Genomic DNA, 18,735 nt, shown 5'->3' with positions numbered 1-18,735 from the left:
TCCCTGAAGAGCCGTGGAAGACCACCACGTCGATAGGAGGCATGTGGAAGCACGGCAACGTGTGAAGCTGAGCCTTACTAATAGCTCGTTCGGCTTGATCACTCTCATTAATCAATGTCCATTCCATATAAATGTTCTCACGGACGGTCGCGCTCGCGCGCTGTCCTGCGAACCACGCGCGGCATCAACCGCGGCGGCACTCGGCCTTGCGAAGCATAGCTTCGTAATCCTTCGCCGCTCAGGGGCGTAGCCCTCCGCGAGGGCGGCCTAACGGCCGGCGGCCCTTGGCCTTGCGAACCTTCGGTTCGACACGTGCCTCGCACCGCCGATAACGCACAAATCATCGTCAGCAAAAACGCTGAAACAAGACCAGTTCCTCAATGTCTGCACTTCGCCGGCCTGGTGGCCCCAGCGGGGGGCCCCCACCCGATCCCTTCCCGAACTCGGCCGTGAAACCCCCCAGCGCCAATGGTACTTCGTCTCAAGACGCGGGAGAGTAGGTCGCCGCCAGGCCTGCAAAGTGCAAACAAACAAATCTCCAACACATCAAGAAACAAAGCTCCGCGGACAATACCGCAATACACCTCAACGCGGGGTGGAGCAGCCCGGTAGCTCGTCAGGCTCATAACCTGAAGGTCGCAGGTTCAAATCCTGCCCCCGCAACCAAAACTCACAAAAAATCACCATCACACCGATCTAAATTGCATCGGCAAAAGAACAAAAAAAGAACATAGACGCCGCGTCGCAGGATTGAATTGTCCGAGGCAGGAGCCCGGCGTACCCGTCGGGAAGGAACCCTGGCCCTCGAAGGCGTGCATCACGACCCATTCAAGGAGGTCGCCCTAGCTCATGTAGCGATATTCGGCGAGCGTCTTCAGAACCTTCCCAAGTTTCTCTTCTAGGCGCACGCCTGTCTGGACGCGTTCCATCATGATGCAGAAGCTGCTGTCGTACATTGGTAGCGCAAGCTGATTTTGCGTTTTTGAAAGCGAGTAAGCAGCATGTGACCTGTTGCCTTTCGTACCGACAGGCTCGAGACACCTCATGTCGGGTGTTTCTGCGATCAGCTTTGCTTTCTGATGACCTGCGGAAGCCGTCTTTTCAGAAGGTCAACAAGCTCGGGTTGCATGAACTCGAAACTGTCCGGTATATCAAGACAAACGAGCTTCCGAGCCTTGAGAGACCCGCCGGCCTGCCGTTTCAGGCGCACCAACTGCCGCTTCTCCATCACAACAATCACGTCGGCCCAGGCCAAATGCTCGGCAGTGAGCCTTTCGTCGGCGTCGGTACTAAGGCCGGCAAAGTCTGTTGGCAGTCCGAATTCCGCGGCCGCGATAGCTGCGGCGGTCGGGCTGCGTTTGCGTGCCTTGCCGCATATGAAAAGAACATTGGTCATGGCGCAATTGTCATCGATCGCAAGCTGGTTGGCCAGCGACGATTTGCTGTCGCTGCGATCCGCGCCGCGCCGCGACGTGGCTTCGCTGGCTTCTCAATCCACCTCGCCGCCACTTCCGGCCTGCCCGACGCCAATGTCGATCGCTTCAACGAGCTGTTTACCCGCACGGAAAAGGCCGTGACCGTCGACAGCCAAGGCGTCAACCAGTGCGTCTGTGGCACGGACAAGGCCGAGGAACTCAGTGAGCAGGACGTGCTGGGCAAAATCACAACATACGCGTGGCGAGAACGGGGGAGTGTATAGAAACGACCCCTCAAGCCGACCGGACCAACCCAGCCAGACACACGGTGGCGAATGCCCCCATCGGCTTCAATCTAGGACCGATGCTGACTCTAGAAGGTCGGCGGCGTGCAGACCCACAGGATGCTTGCCGGTTCACTGCCGATGTTGCGATAGGAATGCGGGATGTTGGACCGGAAGCAAAAGCCGTCGCCAGCCTCGAGCGCATAGGTCTGGTCGTTGAGATCGAGCGCAACCTGGCCCGCGATCACATAGCCGACTTCCTCGCCTTCATGCGTGATCGACCCGCCCGAGCGCCCGCCCACTTCAAGATGGTGGATGTTGCATTGCAGGAGGTGACCCTCCTTGTAGGGAATGATGCGTTCGAGCATGACGCCGCTGGTGCGTCCGTTGCTCTTTTCCAGCGAGATGAACGGGCGCTCGCCCTTGCGGAACACCACATTGTCCTGCGGCCCTTGTTCTTCGAACAGCCAGGAGATGTTGGTTTCGAGCGCGTGCACGAGCCGGTGAACCAGTGGCAACGACGGCATCACCTTGCCGTTCTCGATCTTCGACAGAAGACTTTCCGAACAGTCGCCTCGTTCTGCCAGCTCCTTGAGAGTAAAGCCCTTTGTCTGGCGTGCCAGCTTCAGCTTGATGCCAAGGTTGCGGCGTGCATCGCCGAGATCAACCGTTGAAGCAGCCTTGCTTCGTGTCATGCCCTTGTCCCCTTGCGGAGAAACTGTCTGGCGCTCCGTTGCGCCTGTTCCAAACCGCTCAGCGACCCGCTCGTGGTTCCCATGATGTCGCTCCATGCGGCGATATAAGCGCAGATGCGCTTGGTGATGCAACTGCCCCTACGCGAGGCAGGCGCCACTTTCCCCCGGCTTGTTCCCCGTCAATACGTCTTTCAGTGCGCCATGCCGCCATCGACCATCATCGACTTTGCCGTGATGTAGCGCGCCTCCTCCGAAGCGAGGAAGACATAGATCGGTGCAACATCTTCCGGCGTGCCCTGCCGGCCGAGCGGCACGACGCGGCGCACGATCTCGGCATGGGCCTCGACACCGCCCATCAGGTCGATGGCGGGCGCGTTGAACGGCGTATCGATCCAGCCTGGCAGCACCGAATTGACGCGGATGTTCTGCGGGGCCAACTCCTGGGCAAGGGCCACGGTGAAGGCGATCACCGCGCCCTTGGCCGCAGCATAGGATGCCATTCCGGCAGCACCACGCAGACCCGCCAGCGACGACGTGGTTATGATGGCGCCACCTCCCGCCCGTGCGATCGCCGGACCTGCATATTTGGCGGCAAAGAACGTGCCGCGGGCGTTGACGTCGAAGATCGCGTCCCAGGTTTCCGCATCGAACTGTTCGATCAGTCCGGTGCGCTGCAGGCCGGCCAGATAGACCAGCGTGTCGAGCCCGCCGAGGGTCGCTTCGGCCGTCTCGACGACGGACCGCACCGAGGCCTCGTCGCGGACGTCGCACTGGAGCGCGATGGCCGCGCCGCCGGCCGTGCGGCACAGCGCGGCGCAGGCTTCTGCCTCTTCTTTGTTGATGTCGGCGATCACCTGGCTTGCGCCATTGCGGGCGAACTCGATGGCCGTGGCCCGGCCGATGCCGGTTGCTGCACCGATGAGGAGGGCGCGTTTACCGGAAAGTCTCATGTCCTGTCTCCTTGAACCGGGTTGGGTCAGTTGCGTGCGCCGGTGCCAGGGGCATCCAGTGCCTCGCCGGCGACCTCGATCCAGTAGCGTGCGCCGATCGGGATCAGGTCGTCGTTGAAGTCGAAGTCGGGATTGTGCAGCGCCGTGTCGCGGCCGTTGCCGATCCAGGCATAGGCGCCGGGCCGGGCCTGCAGCATGAAGGCGAAGTCTTCCGACGCCGTGCTCGGGGTGAACTGCTCGACAATGTCCAGTCCACCGGGTAGCCGCCGGGCGGCCCTGACCATCGCAGCCGTGGCCGTCGTCTCGTTCAGGGTCACCGGATAGGCCGGCTTGATGTCGAGATCGATGGCCACGTCGTGGCTGCGGGCGATGCCCTCGGCGATCTCGCGCATGCGCCGGTGGGCGATGGCGCCGGCCGTGTCGTCGAAGTAGCGCAGCGTTCCCTGCAGGTCGACCTGGTCGGGCAAGGCATTGAGCGACTGGCCGCCATGGATCTGGGTCAGCGACAGCACGAGCGGATGGTGCGGGTCGATGGCGCGCGAGACGATGTTCTGCAGGCTTCCGGCCAGCGCGCCGGCCGCGACGATGGAATCCGTGCCGAGATGCGGCATGGCCGCATGCACGCCCCGCGCCCGGATCCGGAAGGAAAACAGGTCCATCGCCGCCATCATGGCACCCGGCCGGACGGCGACCTGGCCCAGCGGCAGGCCCGGCCAGTTGTGCAGCCCGAAGATGCTGTCCATCGGATAGCGGTCAAAGAGGCCCTCCTCGACCATCTTCTGCCCGCCGCCCGCGGCCTCCTCCGCCGGCTGGAACACGAAATGGATGGTACCGGCCAAATCTGTCTGGCGGCTCAGATAGTCGGCGGCGGCCAGCAGCATTGTCATGTGGCCATCATGGCCGCAGGCATGCGAGACCCCGGGTCGGAGCGACCGCCAGGGCACGGTGCCCGTCTCGGGGATCGGCAGCGCGTCCATGTCGGCGCGCAGGCCGATCTTGCGGCCCGGCCCTGTGCCCCGAAGCGTGGCGACAAGGCCGGTGCCCGCCAGGCCCTCGGCCACCTCGAGCCCCATGTCCCGCAACCGTCCGCCTACGAAGGCGGCGGTCTCATGCTCGGCGAAGGCCGTCTCCGGGTGACGGTGCAGATGCTGGCGCCAGTCCCGGTAGATCGGGAGACGTTCGGTGAGGAAGCGGGTCGGATCCGGGGTTTCTCGGGTCATGGTCACGTCTCGAGGCAGGCGGCGGCGCGCCCGGCAGGCGCGGGCGGCAGGGAGGGCGGCGGCAGGTGGCCGGGCTCGAGATGGCAGGCCGCCCCGTTGCCCTCGGCAGTGGCAACAAGATGCGGCTCCTCGGTGGCACAGCGGGCGGAGGCGAACGGGCACCGCGTCCGGAACGTGCAGCCGTCCGGGATATGGATCGGATCCGGCGGCTCGCCTTCCATCAGATAGGTCTCCGGCAGGAAAGGCTTGGGCTCGACCGTCAGGACGGAGCTCAGCAACGTGCGGGTATAGGGATGGGCGGGGGTCTCGAAGATCGTGTGATTGTCGGCAAGCTCGACAATGCGGCCGAGATACATCACGCCGATGCGGGCACAGACGCGCCGCACCATGGCAAGATCATGCGAGATGTAGAGATAGGTGATGCCGTGGCGCTTCTGCAGCGCCTCGAACAGGGCGAGAAGCCGCGCCTGCTCCACCTGGTCGAGCGCCGACAGCGTCTCGTCGAGGATCATCAGGCTCGGTTCGAGGATCAGGGCGCGGGCAATGTTGATGCGCTGGCGCTGGCCGGCCGAAAGGCCAACCGGCAGGTTGTCATAGAGATCCGGTGACAGTCCCACTTCGGTCATCACGTCGCGCACGCGCTGTTTCAGCGCTGCGCCGCGCGCCAGCCCGTGGATGCGCAAGGGCTCCTCAATTGTGCGGCCGATCGAGGCATGGGCAGGGATGGCGTTGTAGGGGTCCTGCAACAGCAACTGGAACCGCCGCCGCATCGCCAGCAGCGGCGTGCCCTTCAGCCCGGCAATGTCGCGGCCCTCGACCTTGATCGAGCCCTTGTCCGGCTGCTCGATGGAGGACAGCAGCCGGGACAGGGTGGACTTGCCGCAGCCCGATTCCCCGATCAGGCCGAAGCTCTCGCCGCGCCGCACATCGAAGCTGACGCCGCGCACGGCGCGCACTTGGTTCTCGCCGAAGAGCCGGGCACGGTCGCGCACGACGTAGGTGCGCTCGACGTCGCGCACTTCCAGCACGATGTCGCTGCCCGGGCTCGGTTCCGGGGTTTCGGCCTCAGCCCACAGCCGGGGCACCTTGGCGATGAGGTCGCGGGTGTAGGCATGCTCCGGCGCGGCGGTAATCCGTGCTGCCGGCTGCCGTTCGACGATGCGGCCGGCATTGATGACGATGACATCGTCGGCCGTGTCGGTGACGACGCCGAGCGACGAGGAGATGAAGACGATCGACGTCTCGAAGGCACTCTGCAGGTCGCGCAGCAGCCGGATGATCTGCGCCGCCACCGTCACGTCCAGCGGCTGGGTGATGTTGTCGGCGATCAGGAGCTTCGGATTGGACACCAGCGCGTCGACGATCATCGCCCGCTGCATCATGCCGCCGGAGAACTGGAACGGGTACTCGTCGAACCGGCGAACGGCCGAGGGGATGCGCACCGCGTCGAGCGTGTCGACGACGCGCTTGCGGGCATCCGCCTCGGAGATGCCGGGCTCGACTTCCTTGAGTTTCTCGACGATCTGGTGACCGACCGGAATGGTCGGATCGAGGGCGATGGTCGGGTTCGCGCCGATATAGGCGATCTCGCGACCGCGCAGGTTCGCCATCGCCTGTTCCGGCAGGGCGAGAAGGTCGCGGCCCTGATAGAGGACGCGGCCGGAGGTCAGCCGCAGCGGCTTGTGGATCCAGTTGATCAGCGCGTTCGAGAGCACCGTCTTGCCTGAACCGCTTTCGCCGATGATGCCAAGCACGGAGCGCGGCGCCACGTCGAAGCTGACATCGGAGAGGATCGGGCGGGATCCGGCTGCGCTGTCGAGCACGACCGACAGGCTCTCCACCCGCATGATTGGTTCGGTCGCCATCACAGTTGTCCCTGGAGCACGAGGTTGCGCGAGCGCTCGAGCACGCCGCCCATCAGGTTGAGGCTGGTGAGCGCGAGGGCGAGCAGGAAGCCCGGCACGATGGTGATCCACCAGGCGTTGAGGAGATACTGGGTGCCGGCCGAGATGATCGTGCCGAAGGTCGGCGTCGGCGGCTGGATGCCGATGCCGATGAAGCCGAAGATCGCCTCGAAGATCATCATCCGCGCGATGTCGAGCACGGCGACGAAGGCAATCGATGGCAGGATCGACGGAGCAATGTGTAGCGCCATGATCCGCAGGTCCGATGCGCCGAGGATCTTCGCCGCGCGCACATACTCCTTCTGACGCTCGGCGAGCGTGACCGAGCGCGCGACGCGGGCGTAGGCAGGCCAGCTGGCAAGCACCAGAACGGCAATCACCGTGAAGGCGTTTGGCCGCGACATGCCGAGGATGGTGATGGCGAGGATGACCACCGGGATCGACATCTGCACGTCGGTGATGCGCATCAGCACGACATCGACCCAGCCGCCGCGATAGCCGGAGTAGATGCCGATGGCGCAGCCGATCACGAACATGATGACCACCGAGACGATGCCGATGGCGAAGGCGTTGCGCAGGCCGATCAGCGAGCGCAGCAGCAGGTCGCGGCCGAGCTGGTCGGTGCCGAGCAGATAGGGATAGCGCCCGCCCTCCATGAAGATCGGCGGCAGGAAGCGGTCGGCCACCGTGATCTTCGTGGCCGATGCGTCGATGACGAACGGGGCGACCACGGTCAGCACGGCGAGGGCTGCGAAGATGAAGAAGGCCACCTTCATCTCGGTCGTCGCCCAGGCGCCGGCAAGGATGCGGTGGGCGACCGAACGGCTGCGGGGCCGGGCAGAGAGAGGGATGTCAGTCATCCGGGGTCCTCAGAACTTCAGGCGGCGGTCGATCGTCGTCGAGGCGAAATCGACGAGGATGTTGATCAGCACCAGGACGGCGCTGGCGAGGATGGCAACCGCCTGGATGATCGGGAAATCCCGCTGGAACACGGCGTTGATGGTCAGCAGCCCGATGCCCGGGAACGAGAAGATGTATTCGACCACGAACAGGCCGCCGAGCAGCATGCCGATCATCTGCGCGCTGAAGACATTGAGGAGCGGCACGGCTGCGTTGCGGACCACGTGCCGGTAAATCATCTTGCTGCGCGGGATGCCGCGCACCTGGCCGACGTTGAAATAGCCTTCCTGCACGTTCGCGGCGATCGACACGGCGATGGCGCGGATCAGGATCGGCGACATCTCGATGGCCATGACGATGGCCGGGATGATCGCATAGGCGATGCCGCGATAGCCGATGGCCGGAAGCAGCCCGGATTTCGCCGACAGCAGGTAGATCAGCACCACGCCGACCCAGATGTTGGGCAGCGAGACGAAGAAGGACGAGATGTAAAGTCCGAGCTTCTGTTGCCATCGTCCGGCATTGAGGCCGGCGGCGAGCCCGATCGGGATGGCGATCAGGAAGGCGAAGATCAGGCCGAGGCTGGCAAGGATCAGCGTGTAGGGCAAGGCGGTGAGGATGAGGTCCATCACCGAGGCGCGCTGCGACAGGTCCGGCGCACCGTCCTGAGAGCCGCCGCTCGCCCCGCCCTGCTTGCCGCGAATGAAGGAATGGCCGAAGTCACCGCTGGCGACCTGCACGATGAAGCGGCCGAACTGGACGGGAATGGGGTCACGCAGGCCAAGTTCGCGTGCTGTCTCTTCCATGGCCGTCGCCGTCGCCATCGGCCCCAGGATGATGCGGATCGGGTCACCCGGCGCGATGCGCAGCAGCGTGAAGATGACGAAGGCAACGAGCAGGACGATCAGCAGTCCCTGGCTCAGGCGCCTGATGAAGAACTCGATAGCAAATGCCATAGACGGGATTCCTGGCAGGGCCGGGGCCTGAAACGGACACGACGGGGTGTGCTGCCGGCCGGATGATCCGGCCGGCAGTCCGCTGTCTGGAGAGAGGCAGGCTTAGGAGATGGTCGCCTTGCGCAGGTCGATCGGCCCGTTTGGCAGGAACGTGACGCCGTCGACCTTGTTGCTCATGGCGCGAAGGAACACGCTCGAGAACAGGGAGATACTCGGTGCCTTCGCAGCGATCAGCGGCAGCGTCTCGGTTTGCAGGATCTTCAGCCGTTCTTCGGTGTTCGGCGCATTGCGCTCCTTGTCGAGCGAGGCGTCGATCTCCGGATCGTTGATGCCGTTGATGAGCGCGAACTGCGAGTGGTAGTTCGGGCGCAACACCAGGTCCGGCTCTGGCGAACCGGTGATCCAGCCGACGTCGACGATGTGGCCGGGGCCCTGGCCGTCGGCGCGGCGATAGAGCTGCTCTTCCCAGGCGGCAGGTTCCAGCGTGGTGAGCTTCACTGGGAAACCCTGCTCCTGCAGCATCGCCGAGATGAGCTCGCCGTATTCGCGCGTCTTCGGATAGAAGCCGACCGAGGTGATGTATTCGATTTCCGGCAGGCCCTGGCCGTTCGGGTAGCCGGCCTCGGCCAGCAGCGCCTGCGCCTTCTCCGGGTTGTATTCCGGGTAGCCCTCGACATCAGTGAAGCCGAACTTCACCGGCGACAGGTGGCAGTTGGACGCCTGGCCTGCCTCGCCGACAATGGCGAGAACCTGATCGCGGTCGATCGAGTGGAAGGCGGCGAGGCGCACGCGCACATCGTCGAACGGCGGCTTGTTGCAGCGGAAGTGCAGGTACTTGTTTTCGCTGGACAGCGAGCGGTCGGTCTTGATGCCGGCTTCCTTTGACAGCGAGACATACTGCTCGGGCTCGAGGCGCTCGGTCAGGTGGTACTGTCCGTTCATGAGGCCGAGCACACGGGTGTTGGCGTCCGGCACATAGGCCCAGATCAGGTTCTCGATCGCCGGCTTTCCTCCATGATAGCCGTCGAAAGCCTGGAAAGCGATCTGGTCACCGGTGGTGCTGACATACTTGAACGGTCCGGTGCCGTTCGGGCGCTGCTTCAGTGTGTCTGGATTGGCGACATCGTCTGCACAAAGGATTGGCAGGAACGAGGAGACATACCAGAAGTTCAGGGCAGGATAGCCATGAGCCTTGGTGGACAGCCGTACAGTGAGGTCATCGACGACCTCGACGTCAACGCGTCCCGGATACCAGGCCGAAGCCGGGCGGCTCGGGTCTGAGGCATACTCATAGGTCGCCTTGACATCCCGGGCCGTGAACGGTTTGCCGTCATGGAAGGTAACGCCTTCGCGCAGCTTGTATTCGAGTGTGAACTCGTCGATCTGGCTCCACGACACCGCGAGATCGGGCAGGATCTCGCCCGGGTTTTCTGGCGTCATCGGGCAGTGCGTCAGGCGGCCGAACAGGAAGCCTTCCGCCGTGATCTGCGGCGCGACGGTGTGCGAGCTTGGATCCCAGGACCCGGTCACTGTACCGGCGGCCGCAAAGATCAGCGTATTGGAGGCCTGTGCAAAGGCCTGCGAGAACAGGCTGGGCACCCCGATGGCTCCCGCGACGCCGACGGCCGCCGTACCTGCAAGAAATTGTCGCCTTGTCGTCTTCATGATGTGGCTCCCTCCGCTTTTTGACGCACGAAATCACTTCCCCTCCGATGAGGGAATGCGGGCCGCAACGCGCGTGAGTAAGCGATGGCGCGCCATGTCCGTGACCCTCCCCCAGCACCTGCCGAGCGAGCGCTGCAGCAGGTACGTCACGCACGGTAAAGAGGCTTGAAATGAAATTCAAGTAACTTGAATAAGCTGAAACTTGACTGAACGTGCAGTTTTTGACGGTGTCCGGTCAGCCAAGGGTACTGCCCTGCTATGCCCGGCGGCAGTGGAGCACGCCTGACCAAAATAGAGCCGAGTGCATCGGCCTCCTGACGTGAGAGGCCGATACACTCGGTGCCGGCAGCCGGATGTGCTGCGGAATCATGTTTGGAGTCGGGATGTAAATCCCCGGCTTTGGTGCAAGCCTTGCGCTGGCATCCTCTGATCAGGCGATCAGGCGCAGATCAGGTCCAAGCGCGATCATGTCGCCCGCCGGCAGGCCAGTTGCGATGCCGAGCGGCGGCAAGTTCATCGCCGCGCGCGGTACGTCGGTGGCCATGGCAATCGCCTCTGCCAGCGGCAGGCCGATGTGGTGATGCGCGTTGGCAAGGCTCGTCACCATGTCGATATGGGCGCCGGCCAGCGAGCCCTCCGCATTCACCAGCGCTCCGTCGCGGACGAAGATGTCCTGGCCGTAGATGGTGAAATGGTCAGGCCCGCCTACGGTCGCCATGGCGTCGGAGACGAGGAAGGTCAGGTTCTTCCCCGGCCGGGCGGCGCAGGCGATCTGAGCCATGCGCCAGTCGACATGGATGCCGTCGGCGATGAGCCCGACATGGGCATTCGAGCGGATCGCTGCCGCCACGATCCCCGGCGCGCGGGAGGTCATCGGCGGCATGGCATTGAAGAGATGCGTGAAGGCGGAAAGCCCCGCCGCCAGCGCCCTGTCCGTTGTTGTGGCGTCCGCTTCCGTGTGGCCGGCCGAGACGATGACACCGAGGTCGGCGAGCCGGGTGATGGTCTCGGGGGCCGTGCGCTCCGGTGCCAGTGTCAGCAAGACGGGAATACTAGCCGCCCGCAGCCGCTCGCAGTGGTGGATCGTCGTTTCGTCCAGCGGCCGGATGAAGGCTTCCTTGTGCGTGCCGCGCCGGGCCGGGGCGATGTGCGGGCCCTCGATGTGCAGGCCGAGAAAGCCCGGCGTGCCCTTCATCTCCAGCGCCGCATTGACGGCGCGGGCCAGCACCTCGGGCGCGTCGGTGATCACCGTCGGCAGGATCCAGCCCGTGCCGAGGCCGCGGTGCGCGGCGATGATCGCAGCCATGCCCTCCGGCGTCGGTTCGGAATTCAGCATCACGCCGCCACCGCCATTCACCTGCAGGTCGGTCAGGGCAGGCAGCAGCAGATAAGGCTCGGCATCCGGGCGCGCGTCATCGCTGCGGCGGGGCCGCACGGCGGTCACTGTGCCATCAGTCACCTCGACCACCTGTCCGCCTACCAGATCGCCATTCCGGTACAGAAGTTCCGGCGCAATCAGCCGCGTCATGCTGCCTCTCCCATGTAGGGCTCAAGGGCGAGCTGCACGCTCGAGATCAAAATGGCTCGGGAGAGCGGAATGCCGCGCCGCGCCAGATTTTCTGCAGTCGTGGCGACGGAGTGCGGGATGTAGGCCCGCAGCAGCGGTTCCGGAATTGCCGCGTTTGCCAGTCGCTCATGCAAGTCCTTGAGTTCCGACTGCGCGTCCGGTTCGTTCCAGTAGTAGCGGATGCGGTCGGCATAGCCGAAGTGGCGCAGCGCCCGGTCATCCGGGTAATGCCCTTTCCATGGCTTCGGGTTTGCCAGCATCAGCCGTTCCATTGTCGCGCTGATATGCGGTGTCCCATGCAGCCAGCTGTCGACATGCGACAGGCCGTACAGTGCCTCGCGCCAGGCAAAGGTCAGTGCCGGGCCCACCTTCAGAATGCCGAAGTGACGGCGGGCGAGATCCGGATAGACGTCTTTGCGCTGGTAGTCGGTCGAATGCGCCTCGAAGCAGAGGTCCGGATAGCCGTCCAGCGCCGCACTCAGGAGGTCAGGCTGCATCCGGTCGAAATGGTCGATATGTGCGGGGCCGAACTCCAGTCCGGGCTGCACGACCAGCCCGCGCACGCGGGCAAAGGCTGCGTCCAGACCCAGTGCGGCAAAGGCTTGCCGGTGAGCTTCCAGCGTTGCCCTCGCCCGTTCCGGCGAGGTCGGCGTGATGCCGTGCTCGTCGGCGCGGGCGCCGCCCGGAGGTGGCACTTCGGTGCCGATGACGTATAGCACTTCGCCCGGCGAGGTCTCCTCGCACACCTTGGCAAGCGCAGCGGCGCGTGTTGCCGCCAGCTCGTCGCCGACCTGTGCCGGCTCGCCGGCGCAGCCCTCCGAACAGTCGAGATGGATCTTGCGGAACCCGGCGCCTACATAGTCGCGCATCATCACCGCCGCATGGCCCATCGCCACGTCGGCCGGTTCTGACCGCCAGGCTTGCGGGCCCAGATGATCGCCGCCGAGGATGACCAGATCCATGTCGGATCCTGCAGCCGCCGCAATCTGTCCGACATAACGGGCGAAGTCCTGCGGCGTCATCCCCGTGTAGCCGCCAAACTGGTTCACCTGGTTGCTGGTCGCTTCGATCAGGACCGTCTGCCGCCGGTCTTGCGCCAGCATCAGCGATGCCATCAGCACATCCTCATGCGCGGAGCAGACGGAAGGCATGGCCTTCCCCGATCCCGCGCGGTTTGCGCGCAGGAAACTCGTCAGTTTGTCCATTTGTCAGTCCTATGCTGGCGGGCGTTCAGGCTGATGTGCTTGAGGCCGCGCGAAGAGCGATGAGCGCCATGCCGCGTCCGCCCGAGCTGTCGCCATGTTGGGCGATGCGCAGGGCAGGGGGCCGGCTGGTGCCGAGGCGCAGCCGCAGCAGTGCCTGCTCCAGCCGCGCAGTGAGGTCGGGCAGGCGGGAGACACCGCCGCCGAAGGTGATGCAGTCCGGGTCGAACAGCAGCTGCAGCGTGTCCAGCGCCTCCGCCGTCACGTCGGCCCAGATGTCCAGCACCTCGTCGCCGCGCGGATGAGCGGCAATCTCCGCCGCGCTCACCTCTTCCCCCAGTTTCCAGCGGGCAAGGTTCGCAATCCCCTTGCCCGACATGTAGGGCTCGAAACAGGCGCTCCGGCCGCAGCCGCAACGCCACTCCGGCAGGCCGTGCCGGCGGAGCGTGCGTGCGGGAACGCCGACATGCCCGATCTCGACGGCCAGCTGGTTGTGCCGTGGTGGCGTGCCGCCATCAATGGAAATCCCCGCGCCGACGCCGGTGCCGATGATCAGCCCGACCACGCAGCGGAATCCCTCGCCGGCACCGCCATTGGCCTCCGACAGCGCGAAGGACACGCAGTCGTTGCCATAGACGAAGCTCCGGCCAACGCTTGCCTGCAGCGCGGCGGCAATGTCGCGGCCCGAGGTCGGGATGTTCGAGGCAGTCGAGGCCCCGCTCACCGGGTCGACGATGCCGGGCAGGCCGATACCGATCGGCAGGTCGGCGCGGCCGGACTGGGCGATGAGCCAGCGCGCTTCCTCGGCAAGGCCCGCGATGAAGGCGTCGAAATCCTCGTGCCGCGTCGGGCTGCGGCGGCTTGTGACGAGGCGCATCCCTTCATCGAAGAGCTGCGCCTCCATCTTCGTGCCGCCAACGTCGATGCCGCCGCAGATCATCGGGCGAGCGCGTAAAGCTTCACGCCGGAGACGACGCGGCTGAGCGCACCACCGGCAAACGGGTTGTCGACGTTGAGACCCAGGCTGTCCGACCAGCGGGTCGCCAGAACCTGCGCAACGCCGACATAGAGCACGGCATCGACAGCCGCGACGCCTGTTCCGGCGATGCTGATGTCTCCGGCCGGACCAATCGTCAGCACCCGGTTGTCAGGAAACTGGCGGCGGATCTCGGCGGCGATGTCGGCGTCATAACGCGCGGTGTGGTGATCGGGGTGCAGCAGCACGTAGATGTCGCTGCCCGGCGTGATCGCGGCCTTCGGACCGTGCCGGAAGCCGAGCGTGCTGTCCCACTGCGTCATGGTCTGGCCGGCGGTGAGTTCCAGAATTTTCAGGGCGCATTCCCGGGCTGCACCGGTCAGCGCGCCGGAGCCGAGGAAGATTGCCCGTTCAGGGCGGGGCTGATCCAGTTTCGCCGCCCGGCCGAGAATGCTCTCCAGCTCCGTTGCAAGTGTCGCAATCTGTGCAGGAACGCTCCCGTGGCCCAGGATCGCGGCGGCCGACAGCAGCATGGTGGAGAAGCTGGAAGTCATGGCGAAGGCGCGGTCATGGGTTGCCTCGGGCAGAACCAGCACGCGCTGTTCGCCGGGCCCGGGAGCGGCCCGGGTCGCCAGGGCACTGTCAGCGTTGCAGGTGATGTGCAGCCGGTCGGCCTCGGGCAACAGCTGGTCCATCAGGTCCAGCATGCCGACCGTTTCCGAGCTGTCGCCGCTGCGGCCGAACTGCACCACCAGCAGGCGCTTGCCCGTCGGGCGGATGGTCGTCGGCGCGGCCACGTAATCCGTGGTGGCCACCGCAACAAGGCGCGGGCCATTTGTCATTTCGGCGGCGAGGATCTGGCCGATGAAGGCCGAGGTTCCCGCACCGCACAGCCAGACCTCGTCAACGCCGCGGCGGTTGATCCACCCGGCAATCTCGCGGGCCTGGCTGGCCAGTTCATTGGCAAAGCCGCGCCAGATGTCCGGCTGTGCGTGAATCTCGCGCCAGGTGTGCCATCGGGAGAGTTCGGTCATTCTGCGGCTTCCTTGTCCTTGGCAAAGACGAGCTGGACCCCGAGGTCCGCAATGGTCGTGGCGACGGGATCCTCGGGGTCGAGATCGGTGACAAGCACGTCAATCTCTTCCCAGGTGCAGATCCGGTGCAGGCTCGGCTTCATGAATTTCGACCGGTCGGCCAGCACGATCACGCGCTCGGCCGCCTGTGACATGGCTCGGGTCTGGTGCGCCTCATCCTCGCGGAACGTGGAGAGGCCGTTGATTGGATCAAGGCTGGTTGCGCCCATGATGAAGGTGTCGAAACGCATGCCGGCCAGCGAGGATTCAACCAGACGCCCGGTGAGGGATCTCGCATTGGGGCGGATCCGGCCGCCTGTCAGCATCACATCATGGCGACCGTGGCCCATCAGGGTCTGGGCCACGTTCAGGTCCGTGGTCATCACCGTCAGCGGATCCACCTTGTCCAGCAGGGCTGCGAGCAGTTCCACGGTCGAGCCGTTGTCGATGAGGATCGCCTTGTCGCCGGCAATCAATGGGGCGGCAGCCCGTGCAATGCGGCGCTTGCTCTCCAGATTGATCGTCCGGCGGTCCTGCAGGACGGGCTCGATGAAGCGTGGCTCGCTGCCGCTGGCGCCCGCCAGGGCAAGGGCCAGATCGATCCGAAACTCGGCCAGTCCGCTGTACCCGAAGTCCTTGCAGAACCGGATCAGAGTCGGTTCGCTCGTTCCAAGCGCAGCGCAGATCTCGCGGGAGGTCAGGCGAATGAACGATTCCGGTTCGGAGCGGACATAGTCGGCTATCCCGCGCAGCTTGGGCGTGAGCTTGGCATAGCTTGCCTCGATCTCCGCCAGAATGTCCCGCACCTGTCCAGCCATGGTCTCCGCCTGTTGAACTCGCTCACTGTCGATCGGGATCGAAAGAGGCGGTAAGAATTTTTGCTTGGCTAAAATAGAAACTAAAAATTTTAGCTGCAACAAAAAAATTAGTTGCGCATACCTAAAATCTGTGTTGGTTTGACTCAACTTTCTCCAGGGGGAGGCTTGTGCCCTGCACAAATATCAAGATGGTTCTTGATGTGTCTGGGCTTTTTGCAGCTTTGCGAGGGTGGAATGAAGGTCGCTGTAATCGGATTGGGTGCGCGTCTGGCGAAGCTGATGGCCGACTTTGTGTCGGTTGCGCCGGATTTTCAGGTGGTCGCCTATGTGGATCCGAGCGCGGACCGTGTTGAAAAGCTGACGGCATTGGGCATGTCGGCCAAGGCCTACCCTGACGCGCCGAGCCTCTATGCGGCCGAAGAACTCGACATGATCATGATCGGCTCGCCCAATCATCTCCACCTCGGCCATATCCGCGAAGCGCTTGAGACTGACGTCCAGCACATCTTTGTCGAAAAGCCGGTGGTGATCAGCAAGGCGGAAACGCTCGAGATCGCCCGGTTGATGGCGAAGCACGATGGTGCGCGCCGGCTGATGGTCGGGCTTGTGCTGCGCTATGCCCCGCTCTACCGCGCCCTGCGCAAGGCTCAGGCGGATGGCCAGATCGGCGAGATCATGTCGATCGAGGCGTCGGAGCACATCGCCCCGTATCACGGGTCGTTCTTCATGCGCGACTGGCGGCGCGATTCGGCGCTGTCCGGTGGCTTCATGCTGGAGAAGTGCTGCCATGACCTCGACCTCTACCAGGGCGTGGTCGGTGCAAGGCCGGTGCAGATCGCCAGCTTCGGTGGTCGCAAGAAGTTCCTGCCGGCCCACCGCCCGGCGACGGACCCGTCCTATCTCAAAGTGATGTCTCCACGCTGGAACGGCACCACCGACGCCTTTTCCGGCGACGGTGATCTCGTCGACTACCAGACCGCCATCGTGTCTTACGCCAATGGCGCGACAATGGCCTTCCACACCAACCTCAATGTCCCGGACGAGTTCCGCCGCTTCTGTGTCGTCGGGCGCGATGGCATGGCGGAAGGGGACTTCATCCGCAACTCCTTCCGCGTGACAGCTTCCGAAAGCGGCGAACGGCTGACCGAGTTGGCCGAACTTGGCAGCGGCGGCAATGCCCATCACTATGGCGCCGATGTCGCCATGGCGCGCGACATCCTCGCCTATGTGCGCGGGGAAGAGACCAGCCTGCCGGTGTCCGTCATCGACGCGCTGGAGGCCGGTGTCACCGCGCTCACCATGGATGAGGCACGGCGCGAGGGACGCGTCGTCGACCTCACCGGCTTCTGGCAGGACTTCGACGCCGCGCTGGCAGGGAAGGCCGCATGACCCGCCGGCGTGATCTCTTCCCCTATCTTCTCCTGCTGCCGGCGCTGGCGCTGACCCTTGCCATTGTGGCCTGGCCGCTGGCGGAGACATTCCGGCTCTCCTTCACCGATGCTTCGATGAAGCCGGTCACCACCTATGTCGGCTTTGCCAACTACGCGAAGATCTTTCGCAGCGGCTTTGAAGAAATCATTGGCCGGACGCTGCTCTGGGCGTCGCTGTCTGTGTCACTGAAGATCCTGCTCGGCCTGCTCGTGGCCGTGCTGCTGAACGCCGCCGTTCCCGGCCGCGCGCTGTTCCGCATCCTGGTGATGCCGCCCTGGATCGTGCCGATCGCCATCGGCGTGTTCATGTGGAGCTGGATGTACAACGGCCAGTTCGGGATGATCTCCGGCCTGCTGCAGCGCTTCGGCCTGATCAGCGAACCTTTCGAGTTCATGGCCTATGGCACCAGTTCCTTCATCGCCACCGTCGTCACGGATGTCTGGATCGGCGTTCCCCTCGTCTCGCTCTATTTCCTGGCCGCAATGCAGGGCATTTCGAAGGAACTGTACGAGGCAGCCTGGGTGGATGGCGCGAGCCGCCTCTACAGGTTCCGCCGTGTGACGCTGCCGCTGCTCCTGCCGTCGATCGCCACCATGGCACTGCTGTCGGCGATCTGGACCTTCAACAGCTTCGACATCATCTGGATCCTGACCGAAGGCGGCCCGCGCGGGGCCACCACAACGATGATCATCGACACCTACAAGACCGCGATCAGCCGCTTCCGCTACGGCGAAGGCGCGGCGCGGGCGGTGCTGATCCTCCTGTTCCTGTCGGCCTTCACCTCCGTCTACGTCTACCTGCTGCTGCGCCTGACGCGGAAGGGAGGCACCCATGATTGACCGTTACCGCTGGTACGAGCTGGTCCTCATCTACGCCGGCATCCTGCTGACACTGATCTTCCTGCTGGCGCCGTTCCTGGAAGCCTTCATGGTCAGCCTCAGGCCGCTGGAGTTGATCTTCCGCATTCCCTATCGGTTCTTCACCGACGACATGAGCTTTGATGCCTATGCCGCGATGTGGAGCAGCGTACCTGGTCTGCCGCTCTACATCTTCAACAGCTTCTTCATCGCCGTGTCCGTGACGGTGCTGGCACTCGCCTGCATCATCCCGGCCGCCTATGCGGTGTCGCGCTTCACCTTCTTTGGCCGCGACGCCATCCTCGCCGCTTTCCTCGGCATCAACATGATCGGCGCCGCCGTGCTGATCATTCCGCTCTACAAGCTGATGCTCTCGGCCGGGTTGCTCAACACCTATCTGGCGATGATCATTCCGGGTGCGGCCTTCTCCGTGCCCACCGGCATCTTCCTCATGCGCAGCTATTTCCTGCGCATCCCGCGCGAGCTGGAGGAAGCCGCTTATGTCGATGGCGCCGGGCGTCTCTACACCCTGTGGCGCGTGATCCTGCCGGTGTCCCTGCCGGGCATCATGGTTGTCGCCATCACCACCTTCATCGCCGCTTATGCGCAGCAGTTCCTGTTCGCCCTGACCTTCAACGCGGTCGATGCCTACAACCCGCTGCCCATGGGGCTCTACCAATTCTTCGGCCGCGAACGCGTGCTGTGGAATGAGCTGATGGCCGCGAGCCTGACAGGAATCCTGCCGGTGCTCCTCGTCTATCTGTTCCTGCAAAGACACATCGTGGCCGGGCTGACTTCCGGCGCGGTGAAGGAATAACAGTC

Annotated in this window: 16 protein-coding genes, 1 tRNA gene and 2 rRNA genes; 7 read left to right on the top strand and 12 right to left on the bottom strand. The window is 64.3% G+C overall.

The features are described 5' to 3' along the window. The 4 genes from C8348_RS02275 to C8348_RS21865 all read left to right on the top strand — a co-directional run. Nucleotides 1-102 (top strand): 23S ribosomal RNA (locus C8348_RS02275); the annotation flags it as partial. A gap of 296 nt (nt 103-398) precedes the next feature. Then, nucleotides 399-513, top strand: a 5S ribosomal RNA gene (rrf, locus tag C8348_RS02270). Between the two features lie 76 nt (nt 514-589). After that, nucleotides 590-666, top strand: a tRNA-Met gene (locus tag C8348_RS02265). A gap of 403 nt (nt 667-1,069) precedes the next feature. Continuing rightward, nucleotides 1,070-1,699: a hypothetical protein gene (locus C8348_RS21865; protein ID WP_157950352.1), complete on the top strand. Its 630-nt coding sequence runs from the start codon at nt 1,070-1,072 to the stop codon at nt 1,697-1,699. An 89-nt stretch (nt 1,700-1,788) separates the two neighbouring features. Here the strand turns inward: C8348_RS21865 and C8348_RS02255 are convergent, their stop codons facing one another. The 12 genes from C8348_RS02255 to C8348_RS02200 all read right to left on the bottom strand — a co-directional run bounded on the left by C8348_RS02255 (nt 1,789) and on the right by C8348_RS02200 (nt 15,625). Then, a complete protein-coding gene (locus C8348_RS02255; RefSeq protein ID WP_106751631.1) occupies nt 1,789-2,394 on the bottom strand; it encodes a cupin domain-containing protein in 606 nt (201 codons plus the stop codon). Nucleotides 2,395-2,585: 191 nt separating this feature from the next. Further along, complete coding sequence (locus C8348_RS02250) at nt 2,586-3,344, bottom strand: SDR family NAD(P)-dependent oxidoreductase (protein ID WP_106751630.1); 759 nt, start codon at nt 3,342-3,344, stop codon at nt 2,586-2,588. A gap of 26 nt (nt 3,345-3,370) precedes the next feature. After that, nucleotides 3,371-4,564: a M20 aminoacylase family protein gene (locus tag C8348_RS02245; protein WP_106751629.1), complete on the bottom strand. Its 1,194-nt coding sequence runs from the start codon at nt 4,562-4,564 to the stop codon at nt 3,371-3,373. A 2-nt stretch (nt 4,565-4,566) separates the two neighbouring features. Further along, the gene (locus C8348_RS02240; RefSeq protein WP_106751628.1) at nt 4,567-6,429 is read right to left on the bottom strand and encodes a dipeptide ABC transporter ATP-binding protein; all 1,863 of its coding nucleotides are present in this window, start codon (nt 6,427-6,429) and stop codon (nt 4,567-4,569) included. Continuing rightward, a complete protein-coding gene (locus C8348_RS02235) occupies nt 6,429-7,328 on the bottom strand; it encodes an ABC transporter permease (protein ID WP_106751627.1) in 900 nt (299 codons plus the stop codon). The genes C8348_RS02240 and C8348_RS02235 overlap by 1 nt, the downstream gene beginning before the upstream one ends. Nucleotides 7,329-7,337: 9 nt before the next feature. Further along, complete coding sequence (locus C8348_RS02230) at nt 7,338-8,324, bottom strand: ABC transporter permease (RefSeq protein WP_106751626.1); 987 nt, start codon at nt 8,322-8,324, stop codon at nt 7,338-7,340. Nucleotides 8,325-8,426: 102 nt separating this feature from the next. Then, nucleotides 8,427-9,989: an ABC transporter substrate-binding protein gene (locus tag C8348_RS02225; protein WP_106751625.1), complete on the bottom strand. Its 1,563-nt coding sequence runs from the start codon at nt 9,987-9,989 to the stop codon at nt 8,427-8,429. A 430-nt stretch (nt 9,990-10,419) separates the two neighbouring features. After that, on the bottom strand, nt 10,420-11,517 hold the full coding sequence (locus tag C8348_RS02220; RefSeq protein ID WP_106751624.1) for an N-acetylglucosamine-6-phosphate deacetylase: 1,098 nt from the start codon (nt 11,515-11,517) through the stop codon (nt 10,420-10,422). Continuing rightward, nucleotides 11,514-12,761, bottom strand: coding sequence for a class II D-tagatose-bisphosphate aldolase non-catalytic subunit (locus C8348_RS02215; protein WP_106751623.1), 1,248 nt, complete (start codon nt 12,759-12,761; stop codon nt 11,514-11,516). Before C8348_RS02215 ends, C8348_RS02220 begins: the two co-directional genes overlap by 4 nt. Nucleotides 12,762-12,786: 25 nt before the next feature. Continuing rightward, on the bottom strand, nt 12,787-13,698 hold the full coding sequence (locus C8348_RS02210) for an ROK family protein (protein ID WP_106751622.1): 912 nt from the start codon (nt 13,696-13,698) through the stop codon (nt 12,787-12,789). Then, the gene (locus tag C8348_RS02205) at nt 13,695-14,768 is read right to left on the bottom strand and encodes an SIS domain-containing protein (protein ID WP_106751621.1); all 1,074 of its coding nucleotides are present in this window, start codon (nt 14,766-14,768) and stop codon (nt 13,695-13,697) included. The genes C8348_RS02210 and C8348_RS02205 overlap by 4 nt, the downstream gene beginning before the upstream one ends. Next, on the bottom strand, nt 14,765-15,625 hold the full coding sequence (locus tag C8348_RS02200; protein WP_106751620.1) for a DeoR/GlpR family DNA-binding transcription regulator: 861 nt from the start codon (nt 15,623-15,625) through the stop codon (nt 14,765-14,767). The genes C8348_RS02205 and C8348_RS02200 overlap by 4 nt, the downstream gene beginning before the upstream one ends. 234 nt (nt 15,626-15,859) lie before the next feature. Here C8348_RS02200 and C8348_RS02195 point away from each other — a divergent pair, with 234 nt between their 5' ends. From C8348_RS02195 to C8348_RS02185, 3 genes are read left to right on the top strand one after another with little or no spacing between them, the layout of a single operon-like run. Beyond that, nucleotides 15,860-17,014, top strand: a complete 1,155-nt coding sequence (locus C8348_RS02195; RefSeq protein WP_106751619.1) for a Gfo/Idh/MocA family protein — start codon at nt 15,860-15,862, stop codon at nt 17,012-17,014. After that, nucleotides 17,011-17,895 (top strand): carbohydrate ABC transporter permease, encoded by an 885-nt coding sequence (locus C8348_RS02190; RefSeq protein ID WP_106751618.1) that lies wholly within the window; start codon nt 17,011-17,013, stop codon nt 17,893-17,895. Before C8348_RS02195 ends, C8348_RS02190 begins: the two co-directional genes overlap by 4 nt. Next, the gene (locus C8348_RS02185; protein ID WP_106751617.1) at nt 17,888-18,730 is read left to right on the top strand and encodes a carbohydrate ABC transporter permease; all 843 of its coding nucleotides are present in this window, start codon (nt 17,888-17,890) and stop codon (nt 18,728-18,730) included. The genes C8348_RS02190 and C8348_RS02185 overlap by 8 nt, the downstream gene beginning before the upstream one ends. Nucleotides 18,731-18,735 lie beyond the last annotated feature (5 nt).

Source organism: Pannonibacter carbonis, assembly GCF_003012935.1.
GTDB classification, from domain to species: Bacteria; Pseudomonadota; Alphaproteobacteria; order Rhizobiales; family Stappiaceae; genus Pannonibacter; species Pannonibacter carbonis.
Note: the sequence above shows the minus strand (reverse complement) of the source record. Positions and strands in the feature narration are given on the sequence as shown.